This is a genomic window from Comamonas sp. CAH-2 (assembly GCF_009668305.1).
GTDB lineage: Bacteria > Pseudomonadota > Gammaproteobacteria > Burkholderiales > Burkholderiaceae_C > Comamonas > Comamonas aquatica.
The window spans coordinates 21,203-40,198 of record NZ_VSWF01000030.1 but is presented as its reverse complement, the minus strand read 5'-3'; the positions used below and the strand labels follow the sequence as shown (position 1 = coordinate 40,198).

General features: G+C 65.0%; 14 protein-coding genes. 8 read left to right on the top strand and 6 right to left on the bottom strand.

The genetic code is table 11. From position 1 onward, the window contains the following. Positions 1-22: 22 nt before the first annotated feature. The 6 genes from FYM52_RS18790 to FYM52_RS14505 all read right to left on the bottom strand — a co-directional run bounded on the left by FYM52_RS18790 (position 23) and on the right by FYM52_RS14505 (position 5,491). The gene (locus FYM52_RS18790) at positions 23-379 is read right to left on the bottom strand and encodes an AlpA family transcriptional regulator (RefSeq protein WP_202981141.1); all 357 of its coding nucleotides are present in this window, start codon (positions 377-379) and stop codon (positions 23-25) included. Positions 380-404: 25 nt separating this feature from the next. Next, positions 405-581, bottom strand: a complete 177-nt coding sequence (locus FYM52_RS14525; protein WP_154164618.1) for a hypothetical protein — start codon at positions 579-581, stop codon at positions 405-407. A 694-nt stretch (positions 582-1,275) separates the two neighbouring features. Beyond that, a complete protein-coding gene (locus FYM52_RS14520; RefSeq protein ID WP_154164617.1) occupies positions 1,276-1,656 on the bottom strand; it encodes a hypothetical protein in 381 nt (126 codons plus the stop codon). Between the two features lie 3 nt (positions 1,657-1,659). Then, positions 1,660-1,896, bottom strand: coding sequence for a hypothetical protein (locus FYM52_RS14515; RefSeq protein ID WP_154164616.1), 237 nt, complete (start codon positions 1,894-1,896; stop codon positions 1,660-1,662). A 351-nt stretch (positions 1,897-2,247) separates the two neighbouring features. Then, positions 2,248-3,894 carry an RNA-directed DNA polymerase gene (locus tag FYM52_RS14510; protein ID WP_154164615.1) on the bottom strand — a complete coding sequence of 549 codons (1,647 nt, stop codon included), beginning with the start codon at positions 3,892-3,894 and terminating at the stop codon, positions 2,248-2,250. Between the two features lie 304 nt (positions 3,895-4,198). After that, the gene (locus FYM52_RS14505) at positions 4,199-5,491 is read right to left on the bottom strand and encodes an integrase arm-type DNA-binding domain-containing protein (protein ID WP_154164614.1); all 1,293 of its coding nucleotides are present in this window, start codon (positions 5,489-5,491) and stop codon (positions 4,199-4,201) included. A 339-nt stretch (positions 5,492-5,830) separates the two neighbouring features. On the opposite strand from FYM52_RS14505, the gene FYM52_RS14500 reads away from it, so the two are divergent. The 8 genes from FYM52_RS14500 to FYM52_RS14465 all read left to right on the top strand — a co-directional run bounded on the left by FYM52_RS14500 (position 5,831) and on the right by FYM52_RS14465 (position 18,989). Further along, complete coding sequence (locus FYM52_RS14500; RefSeq protein ID WP_154164613.1) at positions 5,831-6,160, top strand: DUF3649 domain-containing protein; 330 nt, start codon at positions 5,831-5,833, stop codon at positions 6,158-6,160. After that, a complete protein-coding gene (locus FYM52_RS14495; protein WP_154164612.1) occupies positions 6,157-7,800 on the top strand; it encodes a PepSY domain-containing protein in 1,644 nt (547 codons plus the stop codon). The genes FYM52_RS14500 and FYM52_RS14495 overlap by 4 nt, the downstream gene beginning before the upstream one ends. Next, positions 7,797-8,129, top strand: a complete 333-nt coding sequence (locus FYM52_RS14490) for a DUF3325 domain-containing protein (RefSeq protein WP_154164611.1) — start codon at positions 7,797-7,799, stop codon at positions 8,127-8,129. The genes FYM52_RS14495 and FYM52_RS14490 overlap by 4 nt, the downstream gene beginning before the upstream one ends. A 214-nt stretch (positions 8,130-8,343) precedes the next feature. Then, positions 8,344-11,865: an exodeoxyribonuclease V subunit gamma gene (recC, locus tag FYM52_RS14485; protein WP_370513854.1), complete on the top strand. Its 3,522-nt coding sequence runs from the start codon at positions 8,344-8,346 to the stop codon at positions 11,863-11,865. Then, entirely contained in the window at positions 11,862-15,662 is a 3,801-nt protein-coding gene (gene recB / locus FYM52_RS14480) for an exodeoxyribonuclease V subunit beta (RefSeq protein ID WP_154164609.1), read from the top strand. Before recC ends, recB begins: the two co-directional genes overlap by 4 nt. Beyond that, positions 15,659-17,746: an exodeoxyribonuclease V subunit alpha gene (recD, locus tag FYM52_RS14475; protein WP_154164608.1), complete on the top strand. Its 2,088-nt coding sequence runs from the start codon at positions 15,659-15,661 to the stop codon at positions 17,744-17,746. Before recB ends, recD begins: the two co-directional genes overlap by 4 nt. 99 nt (positions 17,747-17,845) lie before the next feature. Next, a complete protein-coding gene (locus tag FYM52_RS14470) occupies positions 17,846-18,235 on the top strand; it encodes a hypothetical protein (RefSeq protein ID WP_154164607.1) in 390 nt (129 codons plus the stop codon). Positions 18,236-18,473: 238 nt separating this feature from the next. Next, positions 18,474-18,989: a copper chaperone PCu(A)C gene (locus FYM52_RS14465; protein WP_238826228.1), complete on the top strand. Its 516-nt coding sequence runs from the start codon at positions 18,474-18,476 to the stop codon at positions 18,987-18,989. The last annotated feature ends 7 nt before the right edge of the window (positions 18,990-18,996 follow it).

Genomic DNA, 18,996 nt, shown 5'->3' with positions numbered 1-18,996 from the left:
GTGATGGGGTGGGTGGGCTGCGTTACCGGGCTGCGGGCGTTGCAGGTGGTGTGGCTGGTGCGGTAGCTGCAGCGTCTTGTGCAGCCGGGGCAGGCGTGCCCTGGGCCGTAATCCACGCCTGAATGGCCCGCTCACTCCAGGCCACGCGGCGGCTGGCACACAGGCGGATGGGCCGTGGAAACTGCCCCCGGCCAATGCGGTCGTAGATCCAGCTCTTCTTGGCAGAGGTCATGCCCTCCACCTCTCGCATCGACAGCAGGCGGTCGCCCGGCTGCAAAGGCCCCTGGGCGTACACCGCAGCACCCCGGCTGCGGCGATGCTTTTTGCAGGTGGCCTGCGCCTGCTTGGATGGGGCCGTGGTGATGTCTCGGACATTCATGGTCTGTGCTCCAGAAAGAAAGGTCTCAGGCGGCTGGGCCGGGTTTGTGGCCGGTGGGCTGGGCGTCGTGCGGGCGCTGGCCACGCAAAGCCGCAAAACCGGCTTTGTGCGGGGCACGGCTGGTGCGAATGGCAATGTGGTTACGCCAGTAATTGGCACAGGCCGTCAGGCGTGCGCGTGAAAGTCTGGTTTTGCGGGACATGTGTTTCTCTCCGTAAAGGTCCATGGCGGTCAGGCACTAGGCATGCTGGGCACACTGCTGCGACAAGTCACTGCGACATATGTCACTAATTTCTGTCGCACCCTGCAAAGCCTTTGCAGGCGATGTTTCAAACAATGAAATTGATAGCGTTGGCATGTCGTTGCTCTCCATCTAAGTCCGTGGCGGTCAGGTGATGGCCATGCTCTGCGGGGTGCTGCGACATTGACAGACGACAATGTCGTTAAAACATGTCGCACCCTGCGAAGCCTTTGCAGGCAATGGTTTGCACAATGAAATTGATAGCGTCTGCATGCTTTTTCACTCCATCTAGGTCCGTGGTGGTCAGGTGATGGCCATGCTCTGCGGGGTGCTGCGAACAATCCAGACGAACTAGTTCTTTAAATTCGTTCGCACCCTGAAAAGCTTTGACTGGCAACGCTCTGCACAATGAAATTGATAGCGGCTGCATGCTTCTTCACTCCATCTAAGTCCGTGGTGGTCAGGTGATGGCGATGCTCTGCGTGGGGCTGCGAACAGTCCATGCGAACAGTTCACAAAATTCGTTCGCACCCCGCTAGCGCTTGTCTGTCAACAAATTGCACAATGAAATTAATAGCAAACAAACGCTGATATCGACACCACCCCGGAGGCACAGCGCAGGGCACGCCCCTGCGAGCTGCACCAGCACAGGGGGTCAACCCCGATTCGGCGGTCGGCGGTTATTCCAGCGGCACAGGTAGCCAATCGCCTCGCGGCGCAGGCTGTCGGCACGCTCGGGCGTGCTGGCGGTGGCGCTCAGGTTCAGGCGCAGCACGCTTTCATCAATTTCTGTCCAGACCCAAGACAGCAGGCGTTCCATGTCGTTCATGGCGCTGACCAGCGCTTTGGCATCGGGCGCATCAAACTGGCGGGCCCATGTGCGCACCTCATTCACCAGACGGCGGGCCTCGCGGTCGGTCAGTGGGTGGTGGGGGTCAGTGCTGGGCCCGATGGGCGTGGTCTGCAGCGGGGCAAACGCTGGGCGCGGATCTGCATCCGCGGTCACAGGGGCCACGGTGTTGTGGGTGGTGTGCATGGCTCACCCCCGTGTGCTGTGTGATGGGTCGATGGCCTGCAGATCTGCAATGGCCTGCTGCGCCTGGGCCAGCCACTGCTGGGCAAACAGGTACATCGGCTCATTGGCCGTCAGCATGGCCTTGCAGCGGCTCAGGCTGTTGAGCGCCTGCATCTGCAGATGGATGGGGTCGGGGGTGTTGTGGCCCGTGGTGGGCACATGGGATTGCACAGCAGCGTGTGCAGGGGAAGTGGTAGCCATGACGGCCTCCAAGCAGGTTCGGTTTTCTAAAACCACCGCTCCGAGACCAATCAGGGCGGCAGCTCGACAGGTTGGTCTACCGGGAACCCGCTTGCGCGAACCGGCCAGGCTTGCGCCTGCCTGCCGAGCCACCATAAAAGGGCATCGACAAAAAAGCCGCAATCCATTGCGGTACTGCGGCTTCTGTCGCAGCGAGTTCAGCGGGAGACCAATCCCGATCACGCTTTACGGGCGTGACGGGATGGAATGTAGCACACAGTGGAAGAGGTTGTGAACAGCGTCTTTGTACGCAACGGCCATAAAAACCTCCCTGTTTGGGAGACTATTCTTAAATCTCGATAGAGCAAAAATTTATTTTGAATTGAAATAGTTTTCCATGTGCTTCAGAAATACATCCTGAGACTGAGCTGATGCATCCTTAAAAAATGGCCTTTTTTCACCTCTTGTAAGACTAATATCTACCATTTTAGCTATCTGACGTCTCTCAGAAGAATCTGCTCTAGTGAAGTAATCTCGAATTTCAATCACTTCGCCTCTTTCAACAATAGGCTCAAGCTGCTCAAGCAGTGCTCTTCCTATATAACTGCCATCATTTCTTTTTAGGCTTCTGAAGCAATTCATCAATATTGGTTTGCTGATAAATTTTTTGTGTCCAAAAAACCTAATGACAAATATAGATACAAATTCTGGAGCATGCTCCCTATCCAACCAATATGCAAGCAACTCGGATAACTGTGCTATTTTTGAATCGTCAAATATAGCATCATTCTTAATGATTGCATCAATAACATATGGAATGAACTGAGGAAACTTATTTAGATTTTTAACAACCTCAATTATTCCATCTGGATTTTTCTTTGCAACACAAGTTTTTACTATGCTTATTATATTTGCAGGCTCAATTATGACTGCTTTGGACAGTAATTTTAATTTTTCAGAAATTTGCTCTTTCCCTAGTTTTGTTAATTCGGATTCAGATATTGCTCTAAATTTTGTTGGAATTAACCCAGAGTAACCTCTTATGATCTTCGATGTCTCTTCATTCGACTTGGATACATTATCTTCAGAATCATTCTCTACTTGAGGTGACACATTCTGCTCAGCAGCGTCAGCCTCAGAGCTAGTTCCACTCATACTCCCGGGCTCTTCTTTCGACTCTAAGAGAGCTGAAACATCCTTAATTTCTGTCTTTCCAGTATTTAAGAAAAGACCTTCTTTGGAAAGTCTATCTACCAATAACGCTAGCCATCTATGTGCTGTTGCTGAATCCGGCGCAAAAAGACGATAGTCATCGACAAAACGACAGAATGATATTTTGTGAGATAGCAAATAATTATCAATTTCAATCAGGGCTGCCTCTGCCAATATTCGACTAGCATTTGATCCAACGGGGATCCCATATGAGTCTCTTTTTGACCAAAAGAGTAGTAGCTCATTTATTTGCAATATTATTTTTCGATCTATTTTAGGATTGGATGAAAGAATGCACTCAAGCCGATGAAGATTCAACCTATCATAGAAATTGGATATATCGCAAGAGACAACAACATTTATATTTTTTTGCTTGGATTTTTTTGCTACAAACTCGCGAAATGCTGTGTAATTAAATTTTTGATCAAATAGATACCCTTTGTTGGGTGAAAATCTATATGAGAACACGTTGTTTTTGCTCTTGTTGGGTCTCTTCTGCTCTATTTGATCCGCAATTTGCAGTACCAGTGATAGATATTTCAACTCGTCAACTGGATCAGTTATTGCGCATTTTCTAAAATCAAAAAGCTCTTTCTTTGGGACAAGAATATGGGATATTGGAGTAAACCCCATTCCCTTGATTTGCGATTCCTTTAATAAAGTTTTTATATCTTGCTTTATTTCTTTTGCAATGTTTTCATTTTTTAATAAGTCAATTTCAAATGGCCTTGTGAATACTTCCACATCAGTTAAGCCTTCTTTGATAACATTGTCAAAAGCCAAATCTATTGCATTTGCGATTTTCATATTTACAAGAAATGATTTTTAGTAATTCGCTATATTTTTATATGGATTTTTCTACTTATAAATAATGTTCCCACTCTGTTCCCATCTTGTTCCCAGTCTGTTCCCACAGCTTTTGATAGCGTCTGGCGCTTGCCAGATCAGCGTTTCCAGACTTTTCGCCTTGTTTGTTCCCACGTTCCCAGGCTTTTCCGGGAACAGGGGCGGAAGTGGATGGCGTTGTAACAACCTGACACTTTTTGGTGCATAGGCACAAAAAAGCCGCCCGGGTGGGCGGCTGGTGGTGGGCTCGGTGGCTGGGCTGTGGTTAGCAGCTGTGTACCCGCAGTGGCAGTACGTTGCCGTGGCGCAGGGTGTCCAGATAGTCGGCCCAGGCCTGCAGCATGGTGCGGCGCTGCTCCACAAACTCGGTGCGGTTGTAGGCGCGGCCGTTCAGGTCTTTGACGCTGTGGGCCAGCTGGGCCTCGATGGCGGCACGGTCAAAGCCCAGGCGCTCATCCAAGATAGTGCGGGCGGTGGCCCGAAAGCCGTGGCCGGTGATGTCTTCCTTGGTGCTGTAGCCCATGCGCCGCAGGGCGGCGTTGATGGTGTTCTCGCTCATGGCCCGGTCGTAGGCCCGTTCTCCCCTGAACACATACAGGTTGCGCCCGGTCAGGGGGTGCAGGCCCTGCAGCAGATCCACGGCCTGCCGGGGCAGGGGCACCAGGTGGGGGCTGCCGTGCAGCTTGCCGGCCTTCTCCCGCTTCATGCGCTGGGGCGGGATGGCCCAGGTGGCGGTGTCCAGATCGATCTCTGACCACTGGGCAAACCGCAGCTCTCCGGGCCGCAGCATGAGCATGGGGGCCAGCCGCAGGGCGGTGCACACGACGAGCGAGCCGTTGTAGCCGTCGATGGCCCGCAGCAGCTCTGCCAGCCGGGCGGGGTCTGTGATGGCGGCCATGTGCCGCACGATGGGTTTGCGCAGGGCGTCTTTCAGGTCACGGGTGGGGTCGCTGTGGGCTTGGCCGGTGGCCACGGCGTAGCGGAAGACCTGGCCACAGTTTTCACGGGCACGGTGGGCGGTGTCCAGCACGCCCCGCATTTCTACCCGGCGCAGCACGGCCAGCACGTCTGCCGGGCTGATGCTGCCCACGGGGCGGTGGCCCAGCCAGGGGAACACGTCCACCTCCAGCCGCCGCATGACTTTGCTGCCGTAGCTGTCTGACCATTCGGAGCGCCGTACCTCAAACCATTCTTTGGCCACGGCTTCAAAGCTGCCGGGCAGGGCCTGGCCTGCGGCCACCAGTTCTTCGGCCTGGCGCTCTTGCTGGGCCTCGGCCCTGGTGGCTTTGCGGTGGTCGCTGGGGTCGGTGCCTGCGGCGATCAGGCGGCGGGCTTCGTCGGCCTTGTCACGCGCCAGCTTGAGGCTGGTTTCCGGGTAGGTGCCCAGCGAGAGGGTCTTGCGGCGGCCGTGGATGGCGTAGTCCAGCCGCCAGCCGTGGGCGCCGCCCTTGACGAACAGCAGCAGGTAAAGACCCTTGCCGTCTGTCAGGCGTTTGCGTGGGTCACCGGGCTTGACGGTGCGGATGGCGGTATCAGAGAGGGTGTACAAGTTGGGCATGCAGTAACTTTCACAGTAACCGCTCCAACGGAAACCCCCCATGTCCAGTGTTCATGCGGCCTGGCGGGCATGATTCGAGAGCGTCCCAGCCACCAAATTCAAATCCCCTGATCAGCAATGGTCAGGGGATTTTTCGTTGTGCCTGGCGTCTGCGTAAATCTTTGGTAAATCAACCAGGGTTCATGTCCAGCGCCACAGGCAGCCCCAGATTAAATAAATAAAATAAGAATAATTATCATTAATAACACTGGGAGCTGTCGATCATGCGATCACACCCGATAGCAGGTGCGCCAAGCGTGCGCGCCTTGTTCTGGATGCCGGGGCTGGCCGGAGGTCTCCATGCGTGCTGATGTGGCGTCTGTTGCCTCTCGCGGGACCGCATTGGCCCGTTACCGCTGGGCCGTCGCTTCGCGCGCGGTGGCGGCCGTCGGCGGGGGCTATGCGGTGAGTGCCGCCTGTGCCGCGGCCCTGGGTTTGGTGGCCCACCGCGCCGGCATGACCAGGGCCGATGCCGTGACCTTGTCCACCATGCTGTCCTTCGTGGTCTATGCCGTGGCGGTGTTGTGGGTGTTTGCCTGCGCCACGGCCACGCGGGCCTGGCTGGGGCTGGCGGTGCCCGCTGCGGTGCTGCTGGCCACGGTGTGGTGGCTGTACGGAGGCCAGCCATGAGGGCGGATGGCAAGGCCGAGGGCCTGCGCCAGGCTATGTCCTGGCTGCATACGTGGAGTGGTCTGCTGCTGGGCTGGCTGCTGTACGCCGTGTTCTTCACCGGCACCCTGAGCTACTTTGTCGACGAGATCGATGACTGGATGCGGCCCGAGCTGCATGCCTCCGTGCCCCAGGCAGGGGCGGCTGAGAAGGCATTCAGTACCTTGCAGACGCTGGCGCCCGGTGCCAGCAACTGGAGCGTGCAGCTGCCCAGCGCGCGGCAGACGGCGGTGGAAGTGAGCTGGCGCCCCGAAGGGGCACCGCCCGGCCGCGAAGGCATCCGCCGCGCCCACCTGGATGCCGGCACGGGCGAGGTGTTGCCGGTGCGCGAGACCCGTGGCGGCAGCTTCCTGTACCGTTTCCACTTCGAGCTGTACGCCATGCCGCGCATCTGGGGGCGCTGGATCGTGGGCATCGCCACCATGGTGATGCTGGTGGCGATCATCAGCGGCGTCATCACCCACAAGAAGATCTTCACGGACTTCTTCACCTTCCGGCCGCGCAAGGGCCAGCGTTCCTGGCTGGATGCGCACAACGCCACGGCGGTGCTGGCCTTGCCGTTCCACATCGTCATCACCTTCAGCGGCTTGCTGCTGCTGATGACGATGCTGATGCCCTGGGGCGCCCAGGCGGTCTACGACGGCCAGCCGCAGCGCTTCAATGCCGAGCGCCGCGGCATGCCCATGGGGGCACCGAATGGCGAGCGTGGCGAGGGTCGCCAGGCCCGCAGCACGCCAGCGCCGTTGGCGCCCATCGCTCCGATCCTGGCTGCCGCACAGGCCGAATACCCGGGCCTGGTCGTGGGCAGCATCAGCGTGCAGCACCCGCAGACAGACCGCGCCACGGTGGAGCTGCGGGCGCAAGGCAGCGACAGCCTGCTGCTGAACCGTGGCATGGGGCAACGCCTGGTGTTTGACGGGGTGACCGGGGCCATGACTTTGGGCCAGCCCGTGCGCCCACCGTCGGCGGTCAGCGCCGTGATGAACAGCATGGTCAGCGTGCACCTGGGGCGTTTTGCCGATCCCGCAGTGCGCTGGCTGTTGTTCCTGTCCGGCGTAATCGGCACGGCAATGGCGGCCACCGGGCTGGTGCTGTGGGTGGTCAAGCGCCAGCCTGAGCGCCGCAAGCTGGGCTTCACGCCGCGCGGCCACCGGTTGGTGGAGGTGCTGAACGTGGCCGCCGTGGCGGGCCTGTCGGTGGCGGTGGCGACCTATTTCTGGGCCAACCGCTGCGTGCCGGTCGACGTGCTGGAGCGCAGCAGTGTCGAGATCCGCTGCTTCTTCATCGCCTGGGCGGCCAGCCTGCTGCACGCCGCCGTGCGCCCGCATGCGCGGGCATGGCTGGAGCAGATGCTGCTGGCGGCCATCGGTTTTGCCCTGCTGCCCTTGCTCAACGCCTGGACGGGTGGGGCCGGGCTGTGGCACACCCTGCCCCAGGGGCAGTGGAGCATCGCAGGCTTTGACCTGATGATGCTGGCGCTGGCCGCCCTGCACGCCGTGGTGGCGCGCCGGCTGTGGCTGCGCCTGCAGGGCACGGCCGTGCCGCAGCGTGCGGCCCGCAGCGTGGCCCCTGGCCTGGCGACACCGGAGCAGCAAGCATGAACGCATGGATGGCAGGACTGCTGGCGGTGCCGGCATTTGCGGCCCTGAGCCAGGCGATGGAGCGCCACCACAGCCAGCCGGGCGCGGCCTTGCCGGCCTCGGCCGCCTGGGGCTGGCGGGCCCTTGGCACGGCGTTGCTGCTGGCCGCGTTGTGGGTGTGTTTGCAGCGCTGGGGCACTTCGGTGGCCGTGGCCGCCTGGCTGGGGGTGCTGACGCCCGCGGCCCTGGCCGTCGCCCTGGTGCTGACCTATGCGCCGCGGCAGGTGCGGGTGCTGGCCGCCTGCAGTGCGGCTGCCGCCGTGGGGCTGGGCGTCCGGATCTTTGTCTGATCGGAAAAAGGAGCGGTCCGCGCTGGTCTAATCTGGGTTTGATCATGGAAATGATCGAAAACCTAGGATGGGCAAGCGCAGGCCGCTCTTTTTGTTGAGACTGCTGGCGCAAGCCTTGCCCCCAGGCGGCGGCCATGGCAGGCTTGCGGCTTTCCAGCACACAACAACGATGAGGGGAGAAGGGCCTGTGGCTTCTTCTGTGGCACCGGGCCTGATGGCCCTGCATGGCAACCGCACTGAGACCTTGGCCGACACGTTGCTGGCCTGGATGCAGGCCCACCCGCTGGGCCCGCTGGAGCCCGAGATCGTGCTGGTGCAAAGCAACGGCATGGCCGAGTGGTTCAAGATGCGCATGGCCGAGCAACAGGGCGTGTGCGCCGCGGCACAGGTCGAGTTGCCGGCGCGTTTTGTCTGGCGCAGCTACCGGCAGATTCTGGGCCAGCACGCCGTGCCGCGTGAATCGCCGCTGGACAAGACGCCCATGATCTGGCGCCTGATGCGCCTGCTGCCGCAATGCCTGGTCGAGCCGGCGTTTGCGCCGATTGCCAACTTTCTGCGCCCTGGCGAGCCGCAGCGCCTGCTGCAGCTGGCCGAAAAGCTGGCCGACCTGTTCGACCAGTACCAGATCTACCGCGCCGACTGGCTGGCCGCCTGGGAGCAGGGCGAGGACGTGCTGCGCACCGCGGGCCGCCCCGATGTGCCCGTGCCCGAAGGGCAGCGCTGGCAGCCCCAGCTGTGGCGCAAGCTGCTGGCCGAGCTCGATGAGCAGGAGCGTGCCGCCACCCGCCCCGCCCTGTTGGCGCAGGTTCTGGACGCGCTGCACAGCGGCCAGCCACCGGTCACGCCGCTGGCGCGCCGCGTGGTGGTGTTCGGCATGAGCCAGATGCCGCTGTCGCTGATGCAGTTCCTCAGCGGCATTGCCCAGCACAGCCAGGTGCTGATTGCCGTGCCCAACCCCTGCCGCTTTCACTGGGCCGATGCCATCGACGGGCGCGAGCTGCTGCGCCAGCAGCGCCGCCGCCATGCCGACAAGGGCGGCAAGGATCTGGCGCAGATTCCCTTGGCAGCCATGCACGCCCATGCCCATCCGCTGCTGGCGGCCTGGGGGCGGCAGAGCCGCGACTATGTGCGCCAACTCGATGCCTTCGACACCACGGGCGACACCGCCGTGCAATGGGGCTGGCCGCGTGTGGATGTGTATGACGAGGCCGATGCGGGCGCGCTGATCGGTGCACCGCTGCTGACTCAGGTGCAGCAGCGCATCCGCGATCTGGTGCCCCTGTCGGAGCACCCTGCGGTCGAGATCGCGGCGGCCGACCAGTCCATCGTCTTTCACAAGGCCCATGGCCTGGTGCGCGAGCTCGAAGTGCTGCACGACCAGCTGCTGCAATGGCTGGCCGAGCCGGCCGCTGCGGGCCGCGCCGCGCTGGCGCCGCGCGATGTGGTGGTCATGCTGCCGTCGATCGAAGAGGCCGCGCCCGCCATCCGCGCCGTGTTCGGCCAGTACGGCCGCCACGATGCGCGCCATATTCCATTTGACATTGCCGATGTGGGCGCGCGAGCCAGCAGCCCGCTGGTGACCGCGCTGCAATGGCTGCTCAAGCTGCCGCAGCAGCGCTGCCGCCTGAGCGAGCTGTGCGATCTGCTCGATGTCCCCGCCGTGGCGGCGCGCGTGGGACTGGCGAGCGACGATCTGCCCCAGCTCACGCACTGGATGGCCGGTGCCGGCATTCGCTGGGGCCTCAACCATGCGCAGCGCGCCCAGCTGGGCCTGGCGGCCTGTGGTGATCCCAACAGCGCCTGGTTCGGCCTGCGCCGCATGCTCCTGGGCTATGCCAGCGGGCCGGCGCTGCAGGCCCCCTTCGACGATGCACAGGCGTTTGCCGGCATGGAGCCCTATGACGAAGTGGGCGGCCTGACGGCCGAGCTGGCCGGATCGCTGGCCAGCTTGCTGGGGCGCATGCTGCAGTGGTGGCACACGGCGGGTGAAGCGGCAGCCCCCGAGGTCTGGGCCCAGCGTTTTCGCCGCCTGATGGACGACTTCTTTGTCGCGCAGGGCGATGAGGACCAGGCCCTGTGCGCCGCACTCGACACGGCCCTGGTCGGCTGGCAGGCCGCCTGCGAGCAAGCGGGCTTCGACGCCCTGATTCCGCTGGAGGTGGCGCAGGAGGCCTGGCTGCAAGCCCTGTCCGAGCCCGCGCTCAACCAGCGTTTTCGCGCCGGCGGTGTGACCTTTTGCACGCTGATGCCGATGCGGGCCATCCCCTTCGAAGTGGTGTGTCTGCTGGGCATGAACGATGGCGACTACCCGCGCCGCGCCACGCGCGTGGACTTCGATCTGATGGCCCTGCCCGGCCAGCAGCGCCCTGGTGATCGCGCGCGTCGCGACGATGACCGTCAGCTGATGCTGGATGCCTTGCTGTCGGCCCGCAGCAAGCTCTACATCAGCTGGGCCGGCCGCCATGTGCGCGACAACAGCGAACAGCCCCCGTCGGTACTGGTCTCGCAGCTGCGCGACTATCTGCGCCAGGGCTGGCAGGGGGAAGGCAGTGCAGGCCTCGGCGCCAGCGAGCGCGGAGATCTGCTGCTGGCCCAGCGTACCCGCCAGCATCCTTTGCAGCCCTTCAGCCGCCGTTACTTTGAACAGGCCTCGGGCCTGTCAACCTTTGCCCGCGAATGGTATGGCGCGCATGAAGAGCGGGCAGCGCAGGTGCTGCCGGTCGTGGCTGCCTTCGAGCCCGACCCCGAAGTGCCGCTGACGCTGGCGCGACTGACGGACTTTCTGCGCCATCCCGCACGCAGCTTTTTGCGCAACCGCCTGCAGGTGCGCTTTGAGCCGGACGAGAAGCTGTTGGAGGACGATGAGCGGTTCAGCGTCGATGGCCTGACCGCCTACGGCCTGATTCAGCAGCTGCAGCAGGGCGTGCGCACGCAGCTGGCGCACGATGCGGCGCTGGACGTGGGCCTGCAGGTGCAGCGCCAGGTGCAGCGGCTGGGGCGTGCCGGCGTGCTGCCGCTGGCAGGTCTCGGCAGGCGCGAGGCCGAGGCCTTGCAGGCGCAGGCCACGCCGTCGTTGCTGGCCTGGCAGCAGCAGATGCAGCGGTGGCCCCATGCGGCGCCGCGCGAGCGGCTGATGCTGCACGCCGGCCCGGTCACGCTGGACGACTGGATGGATGGCTTGCAGGAGCGCGCCGCGCCGTCCTCGGAGGCAGGCTACCGCCGTTGCTGGTTCACACTAGAGCCGCGCACGCTGCGGAACAAAAAGGGCGAGCTGCAGGCCCACAAGCTGCTGCCCATTTATGTGCGCAGTCTGGCGCTTTCCAGCACGGGCAGCGACACGCTGATGGGCGTGATTGCACGCGACACCCTGGTCTGGGTGCAGCCGCTGGAGCCGCAGGCTGCCACGCAGCGCTTGCAAGCCTTGATGCAGCTGTGGTTGGCGGGCCAGAACGAGCCCTTGCCGCTGCCGCTCAAAACCGCCATCGCTGCCGGCCAGGACGACCTGAACGCCGCCACACAGGCCTACGAGGGCGGTTACCTGCTGGGCGGCGAGTGCGAGGACCCCAGCTGGGCGCGCTGCTACCCCGACTGGGAGGCGCTGACGGCCGATCTGCGTTTTCACCAACTGGCCAAGGAGGTCTATGGACCGCTGCATGACTGGCTGGCTGCGCAGGTGCAGACCGAAGCGCTGCCCGGGATGACCAACCAAGAAGAACCAGCGGGAGAGCCGGCATGAGCGCGCATCCAACCACCAGCCAGGCGCTGCAGCCCCTGCATTTCCCGCTCTGGGGCTCGCGCCTGATCGAAGCCAGCGCGGGCACGGGCAAGACCTGGACCATTGCCGCGCTCTATCTGCGGCTGGTGCTGGGCCATGGCGCCGAGAACGGTTTTGCCAGGCCCTTGATGCCGCCCGACATCCTGGTCATGACCTTCACGCGGGCCGCCACGCGCGAGTTGTCGGACCGCATCCGTGCCCGACTGATCGAGGCCGTGCAGTGCTTTCGCAGCGAGGCCGAGCCGGCGGCGCACGACAGCTTCTTGCGCGATCTGCGCGATGCCTACGCCGAAGGCGCCGATCGCGAGACCGCCGCCTGGCGGCTGGACATGGCGGCGCAGTGCATGGACGATGCCGCCATCCACACCATCGACGCCTGGTGCCAGCGCATGCTGCGCGAGCATGCCTTCGACAGCGGCAACCTGTTCGACGAAACGCTGGAGGCCGATGAAAGCCAGCGCCAGACCGAGGCGGCCCAGGATTACTGGCGCCAGCAGTGCTACCCGCTGTCGGGCGAGGTGCTGGAGACGGCGCTGCAGGTCTGGCCCGACGTGCATGCCCTGGTCAAAGACATGCAATCGCTGCTGCGTGAGAACGTGCCCGCTGCAGCGGGTGCCGGGACCTTGGGGGCGTGCATTGCGCAGACGCAGGCGGAGCGTGCCCTGCGACTGCAGGCGCTGGCCGCGGGCTGGGACACCAAGGCCGAACGCATGCTGCGCTGGATCGAAGGCGAGCTCGACGGCCGCGCCGCGCTGTGGGACAAGCGCAAGCTGCAGGCCCGCTACTACCAGGGCTGGTTCGAGAGCCTCACCGCCTGGGCGCAAGACCCGTTGCACCGGCCGCTGGAACTCAGTGACTCCGCCCGCAAGCGCCTCAGCCCCGAGGGCATGGCCGAGGCCTTCAAGGGCTCGACCATGGACTTGCTGCTGCCCACTGAATTTTCCGAGCTGGAGCAATTGCTGAAAGCGTTGGCCGAGCTGCCGTCGCTCCATGTCGCGCTGCGCCTGCATGCTGCAGTTAATGTCCAGCAACGGCTGCTGTGGCTCAAGCGCCAGGCCGGCACCTTTGGCTTTGCCGATATGTTGCAGCGCCTGGATGCCGCCCTGGCCGGCGACAACGGCCCCGCGCTGCGCGCCAGCATGCTGGCCCAGTATCCGGTGGCGCTGATTGACGAGTTCCAGGACACCTCGCCGCTGCAATACCGGCTGTTCGACCAGATCTACCGCACGGCCGACAATCGCGCGGACAGCGCATTGCTGCTGATTGGCGACCCCAAGCAATCCATCTACGGCTTTCGGGGGGCGGACATCTACAGCTATCTGCAGGCCCGGCAAGCGACCGAGGGCCGCCACTATGTGCTGGACACCAACTTCCGCTCCACGCAGGCGCTGGTCGATGCTGTCAACCAATGGTTCGTGCAGGCCGAGGCGCGCGATGGGGAAGGGGCCTTCCTGTTCCGTGCCGGGCAGCGCAATCCGCTGCCGTTCGAACCCGTCAAAGCCAAAGGCCGCAAAGAACTGCTGATGCAGGGCAGCCAGCGCATGGCTGCGCTGACCATGGCCTGGGATGGCAGCAGCGATGCGCCGTTGAGCAACGACGACATCCGTCGCCGCGGCGCGGAGTTCTGCGCCAGCCAGATCGTGCAATGGCTGATGGACGGTGCCACGGGCTTTGCCGAAGCAGGCCAGCCGCTGCAGCGCCTGCGCCCGGCCGACATCGCGGTGCTGGTGCGCACGGGCAAGGAGGCCGCTGCCGTGCGCCGCGCGCTGGCGCGGCGCCATGTGGCCTCGGTCTATCTCTCCGATCAGGACTCGGTCTTCGCCAGCGCCGAGGCCCAGGATCTGCTGCTGTGGCTGCGCGCCGTGGCGGCGCCGCTCGACGGACTGGCCGTGCGCGCCGGTCTGGCCACGCCCATGATGGGGCTGTCGTTTGACGAGCTGGCCTGGCTGGCCAGCGACGATGAAGCTTTTGATGCGCGCAGCGAGCAGCTCAAGGAGCTGCACAGCCTCTGGCTGCGCCTGGGCGTGCTGGCCATGCTGCGCCAGACCCTGTACCGCTTTGCATTGCCGGCGCGCTGGCTGCAGGACCTGGGGGGCGAGCGCCGCCTGACCAACTACCTGCACCTGGCCGAGCTGCTGCAAGGCGCGAGTGCCCAGCTGGAGGGCGAGCAGGCGCTGATCCGCTGGCTGGCCACCCAGATCGAGAACCCGGGCGCGGCCGGCGATGCCCAGATCGTGCGGCTGGAGTCCGATGCCGATCTGGTCAAGGTCGTCACCGTGCACAAGAGCAAGGGGCTGGAGTATCCCGTGGTCTGTCTGCCGTTTGCGGGGAGCTTTCGGCCAGTGGATGGCAAGGCGGCCTATCTGTCGCTGCCCGTGCAGATCGATGGCGCTCCCGCGCGCGAGCTGGTGCTGGACTACAACGAGGCGCAGCTGGCGCAGGCCGACAAGGAGCGCCTGCGCGAGGACCTGCGCCTGCTGTATGTGGCGCTGACCCGCCCGCGCCATGCGCTGTGGATGGGGCTGGCGCCGATGAAGCGCGGCAGCAGCAAACATTGTGTGAACGAACAGGGCGCTGCTGGCTACCTGCTTGCGGGGGATGCTTCACAATCCGTAGCTGGCTGGCGCGCCAGCATCCAGGACCTGGCCGAGCGTTGCACGCAGATCGCCGTGGTGGACCTGCCGGCCGAACTGCCCGTGCCCACGCGCTATGTGCCGGCGCAGGCCTTGCCCGTCCTGGCCGCAGCGCCCGTGTATGCGGCGCAGTTCGACCGCCGCTGGGGCATCGGCAGCTTTTCGTCGCTGACCCGCGCCATGGCCGCCCCCAGCCTGCCGGTCCTGCCGGTGGCCGCACAAAGCCCCGCCGAGGACGAGCGCGCGCTGCAGGCCCAAGAGGCCGCTGACGCCGCGCTGGACCTGGGTGCCATCCACGACGCCATGACTGCCTTGCCCAGCGTGGCCTCAGCCCGCGCCGGCGCGCGCAGCGATGCGGCGGTCTGGCACCGTTTCATGCGCGGCCCGGTGGTGGGCAACTTCCTGCACGACCAGCTGGAATGGCTGGCCGCCGAGCACTTTGCGCTGCAGCCCGACGACGACCCCGAGGCCAGCGAACCCCTGGCGGCCCGCCTGCTGCGCCGCTGCGAGCGCGCGGGCCGCCAGGCGCAGGCGGCCGATGCGTTGCAATGGCTGCGCGCCGTGGTGCACCAGCCGCTGGCGCCGCTCGGTGTCTCGCTGGCCCAGCTGGGCGAAGGCGATGCGCTCTTGCCCGAGATGGAGTTCTGGCTGCCGGCGCAGCGCCTGTCGGCCCCGCGCATCGACGCGCTGTGCCGCCAGCACATCCTGCCCGGTCGGCCGCGCCCGGCGCTGCCCGAGCGCGAGCTGCACGGCATGCTGATGGGCTTTGCCGACCTGGTGTTCCAGCATGGCGGCCGTTACTGGGTGCTGGACTACAAGACCAACCACCTGGGCCAGGATGCGGCGGCCTATGGCCCCGGGGCGTTGGCGCAGGCCATGCTGGAGCACCGCTATGACGTGCAGGCCGCGCTGTATCTGCTGGCCCTGCACCGCCTGCTGCACAGCCGGCTGGGCGCGGCGTACGACCCCCAGGAGCAACTGGGCGGTGCGCTCTATTTCTTCCTGCGCGGTCTCGATGGCGAGGCCGCCGGCATGCAGGTGCTGCAGCCATCGCTGGATTTGCTCAAAGGGCTGGAAGCATTGCTCGACGACCGCGCCGAAGAACCCCAGGAGGTGCAGCCATGAAGGGCCGCCGCAAAGCCGATCTGCAAACGCTGGACCTGTTTGCCGCCGCCGATGACGGCGACACCGTGGTGTTGAGCACCACCGACTGGCTGGCCGCGCTGGAGCGCCTGGCCGATGCCGGCCTGCTGCGCCGCCTGGACAGTGCCCTGGCCGCCTTTGTGGCCGAACAGGATGCCGAGGCCGCGCCCGCGCTGCTGGTGGCCACCGCCGTGCTGGCGCAGATGGAGGGGCGTGGCCACAGCTGCCTGCCCCTGTCGGCGTTGGCCAGTCATCCGAATGAAATCCTGGCCTGGCCCAAGGAGGCTCTGCGCTTGCAGCTATCGCTGTGGGAGCAGTTGCCGCGCCAGACCAGCGACTGGCTGCAGGCCCTGCGCCGCAGCCCCGTGGTGCGCGTCGTGCCGCCCGGGGCGGTCGTGGCCGACCGCGGGCAGCCGCTGGTACTGTGGGATGGCCCGGCGCCCCTGCTGTACCTGCGCCGCTACTGGGACTACGAGCGCAGCGTGGCCACCCACATCGCCCAGCGCACGGCGGCCGATGCGCTGGCGCTGGACGAGCCCCGGGTGCGCGACTGGCTGGGGCGGCTGTTCAGCGCGTCCACCGTGGCTGCGGAGGCGGTGGACTGGCAGCAGCTGGCCTGCGCGCTGGCGCTGCGCGGGCGCATGTCCGTCATCACCGGTGGCCCGGGCACGGGCAAGACCTATACGGCGGCGCGCCTGCTGGCGCTGCTGTTTGCTACGGCGCCGGATGCCGCGCAGCTGCGCGTGGCGCTGGCCGCGCCCACGGGCAAGGCGGCGGCGCGCCTCAAGCAATCGATTGACAGTTCGCTGCGGGAGCTGCAGGGGGCCGTGGGCCGCGATCTGGATCTGGAAGCGCTGGTCCAGCGCATGGGCGCGGCGCGCACCCTGCATGCGCTGCTGGGCGCCAGGCCCGACACGCGGCGCTTGGCCCACCATGCGGGCCATCCGCTGGATGTCGACGTGCTCATCGTCGATGAGGCTTCCATGATCCACCTCGAGATGATGGCCGCGCTGCTGCAGGCCCTGCCGCCCACGGCGCGCCTGATTCTGTTGGGCGACAAGGACCAGCTGGCCTCGGTGGAGGCCGGGGCTGTGCTGGGCGACCTGTGCCGCGATGCGCAGCAGGGCCACTACGCACCCGACACCGTGGCCTATGCCGAGCGCGTGACGGGCCAGTCGCTGCCGGCGTCCTATCGGGCGAGTGGCCCTGCGCTGCCGCTGGCCCAGCACACCGTCATGCTGCGCGCAAGCCGCCGTTTCAGCGGCCCGATTGGCCAGTTGGCGCTGGCCGTGAATGCCGGCGATGCCCCCGGTGCCATGGCGCTGCTGCGCACGCAAACCCAGGCCGGCCCGCAGGCCGAACTCTGGGCGCGCGAAGGCGGCGAAGTCGAGGCCGTGGTGCGCAGCGCCGTGCAGGGCCGTGGCGGCAGGGCCAGCTATGCGGCCTATGCCGAGCGGCTGGTGCAGCGTGGCCAGGGCGGCTTTGCCACCGAGGCCGAGCACCAGCAATGGGTGCGCGCCGTGCTGGCCGCCTTCGACCGCTACCGCCTGCTGTGCGCCGTGCGCGAGGGCGCCTGGGGCGTGGTGGGCCTGAACCGTGCGGTTGAGCAGGCCTTGCAGGCCCAGGGTGCCATCCGCAAGGAGGGCGAGTGGTACCGGGGCCGCCCGGTCATGGTCACGCGCAACGATGCCCAGCTGGGCGTGTTCAATGGCGACATCGGCATGGCGCTGCCCGGCTTTGCCGAACCGGCGCGGCTGCGCGTGTACTTCCTGCAGGGCGAGCACCTGCACCATGTCAGCACGGCGCGCCTGGCGCATGTGGAGACCGCCTTCGCCATGACGGTGCACAAGAGCCAGGGCTCGGAGTTCGAGCACACGGCCCTGGTGCTGGCCGCGCAGGGCGGCAATGCGCTCAGCCGCGAGCTGGTCTACACCGGCATCACGCGGGCGCGCCAGGCGTTCTCGCTGTGGTCCGAGGCGCCGGGGCTGCTGGCCTCGGCCATCGCCAGCCCGACCCGGCGCAGCAGCGGCTTGCTGCGCTGGCTGAATGCCAGTGCCCATTCCTGAAAACGGAGCTGTTGGCGCAGATCCAGTCAGCGCTAAAAGCCGATTGGGGCCATAGCACCGTGGGGGTGGCTGCACTGGGGCATATCCGCTCCCCCTAGAATGGCCGACATGTTGCTGCTGGCCCCATCGCTTCGTTGGCGTCGCTACACCGTCTGGGTGTTGGCGGCGTGGCTGTGCGTGGTGGCGGCCGGCGTCGGGGCGCCGCTGGCGCGGGCCCATCTGACCCTGGGCAGCCTGGAGCGCCTGTGCTCCGGCGACAGCGCGCCGCACTGGGTGCCCAGCCCGGCCAGCACGGCCGGTGCCGATGCGTCGGCGGCGCTGCACCATCTGATTGATTGCCCGCTGTGCATGCCGGTGCTGGCGCCGCCGCCTGCTCTGCAGGCCGCCAGCGTCCAGGCCGCAGCGCCGGATCGCCCGGTGGACTGGGCCTGGGTGCCGGTGCCGGCGCGCTGGACCTATGGCCCGCTGGCGCGCGGCCCACCGGGCTGACGCACGGTCTTTTCTGCACGTGTGCACGGCCGGCGTACGCCGGTGTGGGTGGGGCCTGGGGGCGCGGCGGCGTTGTCCGCACGCGCCACGTGGAGATCGGCGGTGTGCGCCGAACCTTCCAGGCCGTCACCCCGGTCCCGCAGCGTGGATGCCGGTGGCACGTGCACAGAACACGCAGGCGATCGCCGCCGTGGCGACCTGCTTGCGTCGGGTCCTGAATTTTTGAAAGCAATCTGTGATGTTGAAGAACCCCATGTGGATCGCCGCTGCGCTGCTGAGCGCGGTCTTGACAACCCCTGCCATGGCCCACCCCGATGCGGCCCATGTCGCCGCCGAAGGCGCCTGGGCACGTGCCAGCGTGGCCGGCCAGCAGGCCACGGGCGCCTTTGTGCGCCTGACGGCCAAGGAGCCGCTGCGCCTGGTGGGCGTGCGCACGCCGGCCGCGGCCGTGGGCGAAATCCACGAAATGAAGATGGAGGGCGATGTGATGCGCATGCGCGCCCTGGATGGCCTGGACCTGCCTGCGGGCCAGACCGTCGAACTCAAGCCCGGAGGCCTGCACCTGATGTTCCAGCAGCTCAAGGCCCCGCTGCAGGAAGGCACGCAGGTGCCCGTGACCCTGGTGTTCCAGGATGCCCAGGGTGCGGAGTCGCGCCTGCACCTGCAGGTGCCGGTGCAGCGCATGGCTCCCAAGGGCGGTGAGGCCGCTGGGCATGGCGGCCATGCCATGCCCGCGGGCGGCCACCAGCACTGAGGGACCA

Bases quoted from the DNA above. Each gene is read 5' to 3' on its own strand.
- FYM52_RS14510 (WP_154164615.1), bottom strand. From the start codon at position 3,894: ATGAAAATCGCAAATGCAATAGATTTGGCTTTTGACAATGTTATCAAA.
- FYM52_RS14520 (WP_154164617.1), bottom strand. From the start codon at position 1,656: ATGCACACCACCCACAACACCGTGGCCCCTGTGACCGCGGATGCAGAT.
- FYM52_RS14505 (WP_154164614.1), bottom strand. From the start codon at position 5,491: ATGCCCAACTTGTACACCCTCTCTGATACCGCCATCCGCACCGTCAAG.
- FYM52_RS14525 (WP_154164618.1), bottom strand. From the start codon at position 581: ATGTCCCGCAAAACCAGACTTTCACGCGCACGCCTGACGGCCTGTGCC.
- recC (WP_370513854.1), top strand. From the start codon at position 8,344: ATGGCCCTGCATGGCAACCGCACTGAGACCTTGGCCGACACGTTGCTG.
- recD (WP_154164608.1), top strand. From the start codon at position 15,659: ATGAAGGGCCGCCGCAAAGCCGATCTGCAAACGCTGGACCTGTTTGCC.
- FYM52_RS14465 (WP_238826228.1), top strand. From the start codon at position 18,474: ATGTTGAAGAACCCCATGTGGATCGCCGCTGCGCTGCTGAGCGCGGTC.
- FYM52_RS14500 (WP_154164613.1), top strand. From the start codon at position 5,831: ATGCGTGCTGATGTGGCGTCTGTTGCCTCTCGCGGGACCGCATTGGCC.
- FYM52_RS14470 (WP_154164607.1), top strand. From the start codon at position 17,846: ATGGCCGACATGTTGCTGCTGGCCCCATCGCTTCGTTGGCGTCGCTAC.
- FYM52_RS14515 (WP_154164616.1), bottom strand. From the start codon at position 1,896: ATGGCTACCACTTCCCCTGCACACGCTGCTGTGCAATCCCATGTGCCC.
- FYM52_RS14495 (WP_154164612.1), top strand. From the start codon at position 6,157: ATGAGGGCGGATGGCAAGGCCGAGGGCCTGCGCCAGGCTATGTCCTGG.
- recB (WP_154164609.1), top strand. From the start codon at position 11,862: ATGAGCGCGCATCCAACCACCAGCCAGGCGCTGCAGCCCCTGCATTTC.
- FYM52_RS18790 (WP_202981141.1), bottom strand. From the start codon at position 379: ATGAATGTCCGAGACATCACCACGGCCCCATCCAAGCAGGCGCAGGCC.
- FYM52_RS14490 (WP_154164611.1), top strand. From the start codon at position 7,797: ATGAACGCATGGATGGCAGGACTGCTGGCGGTGCCGGCATTTGCGGCC.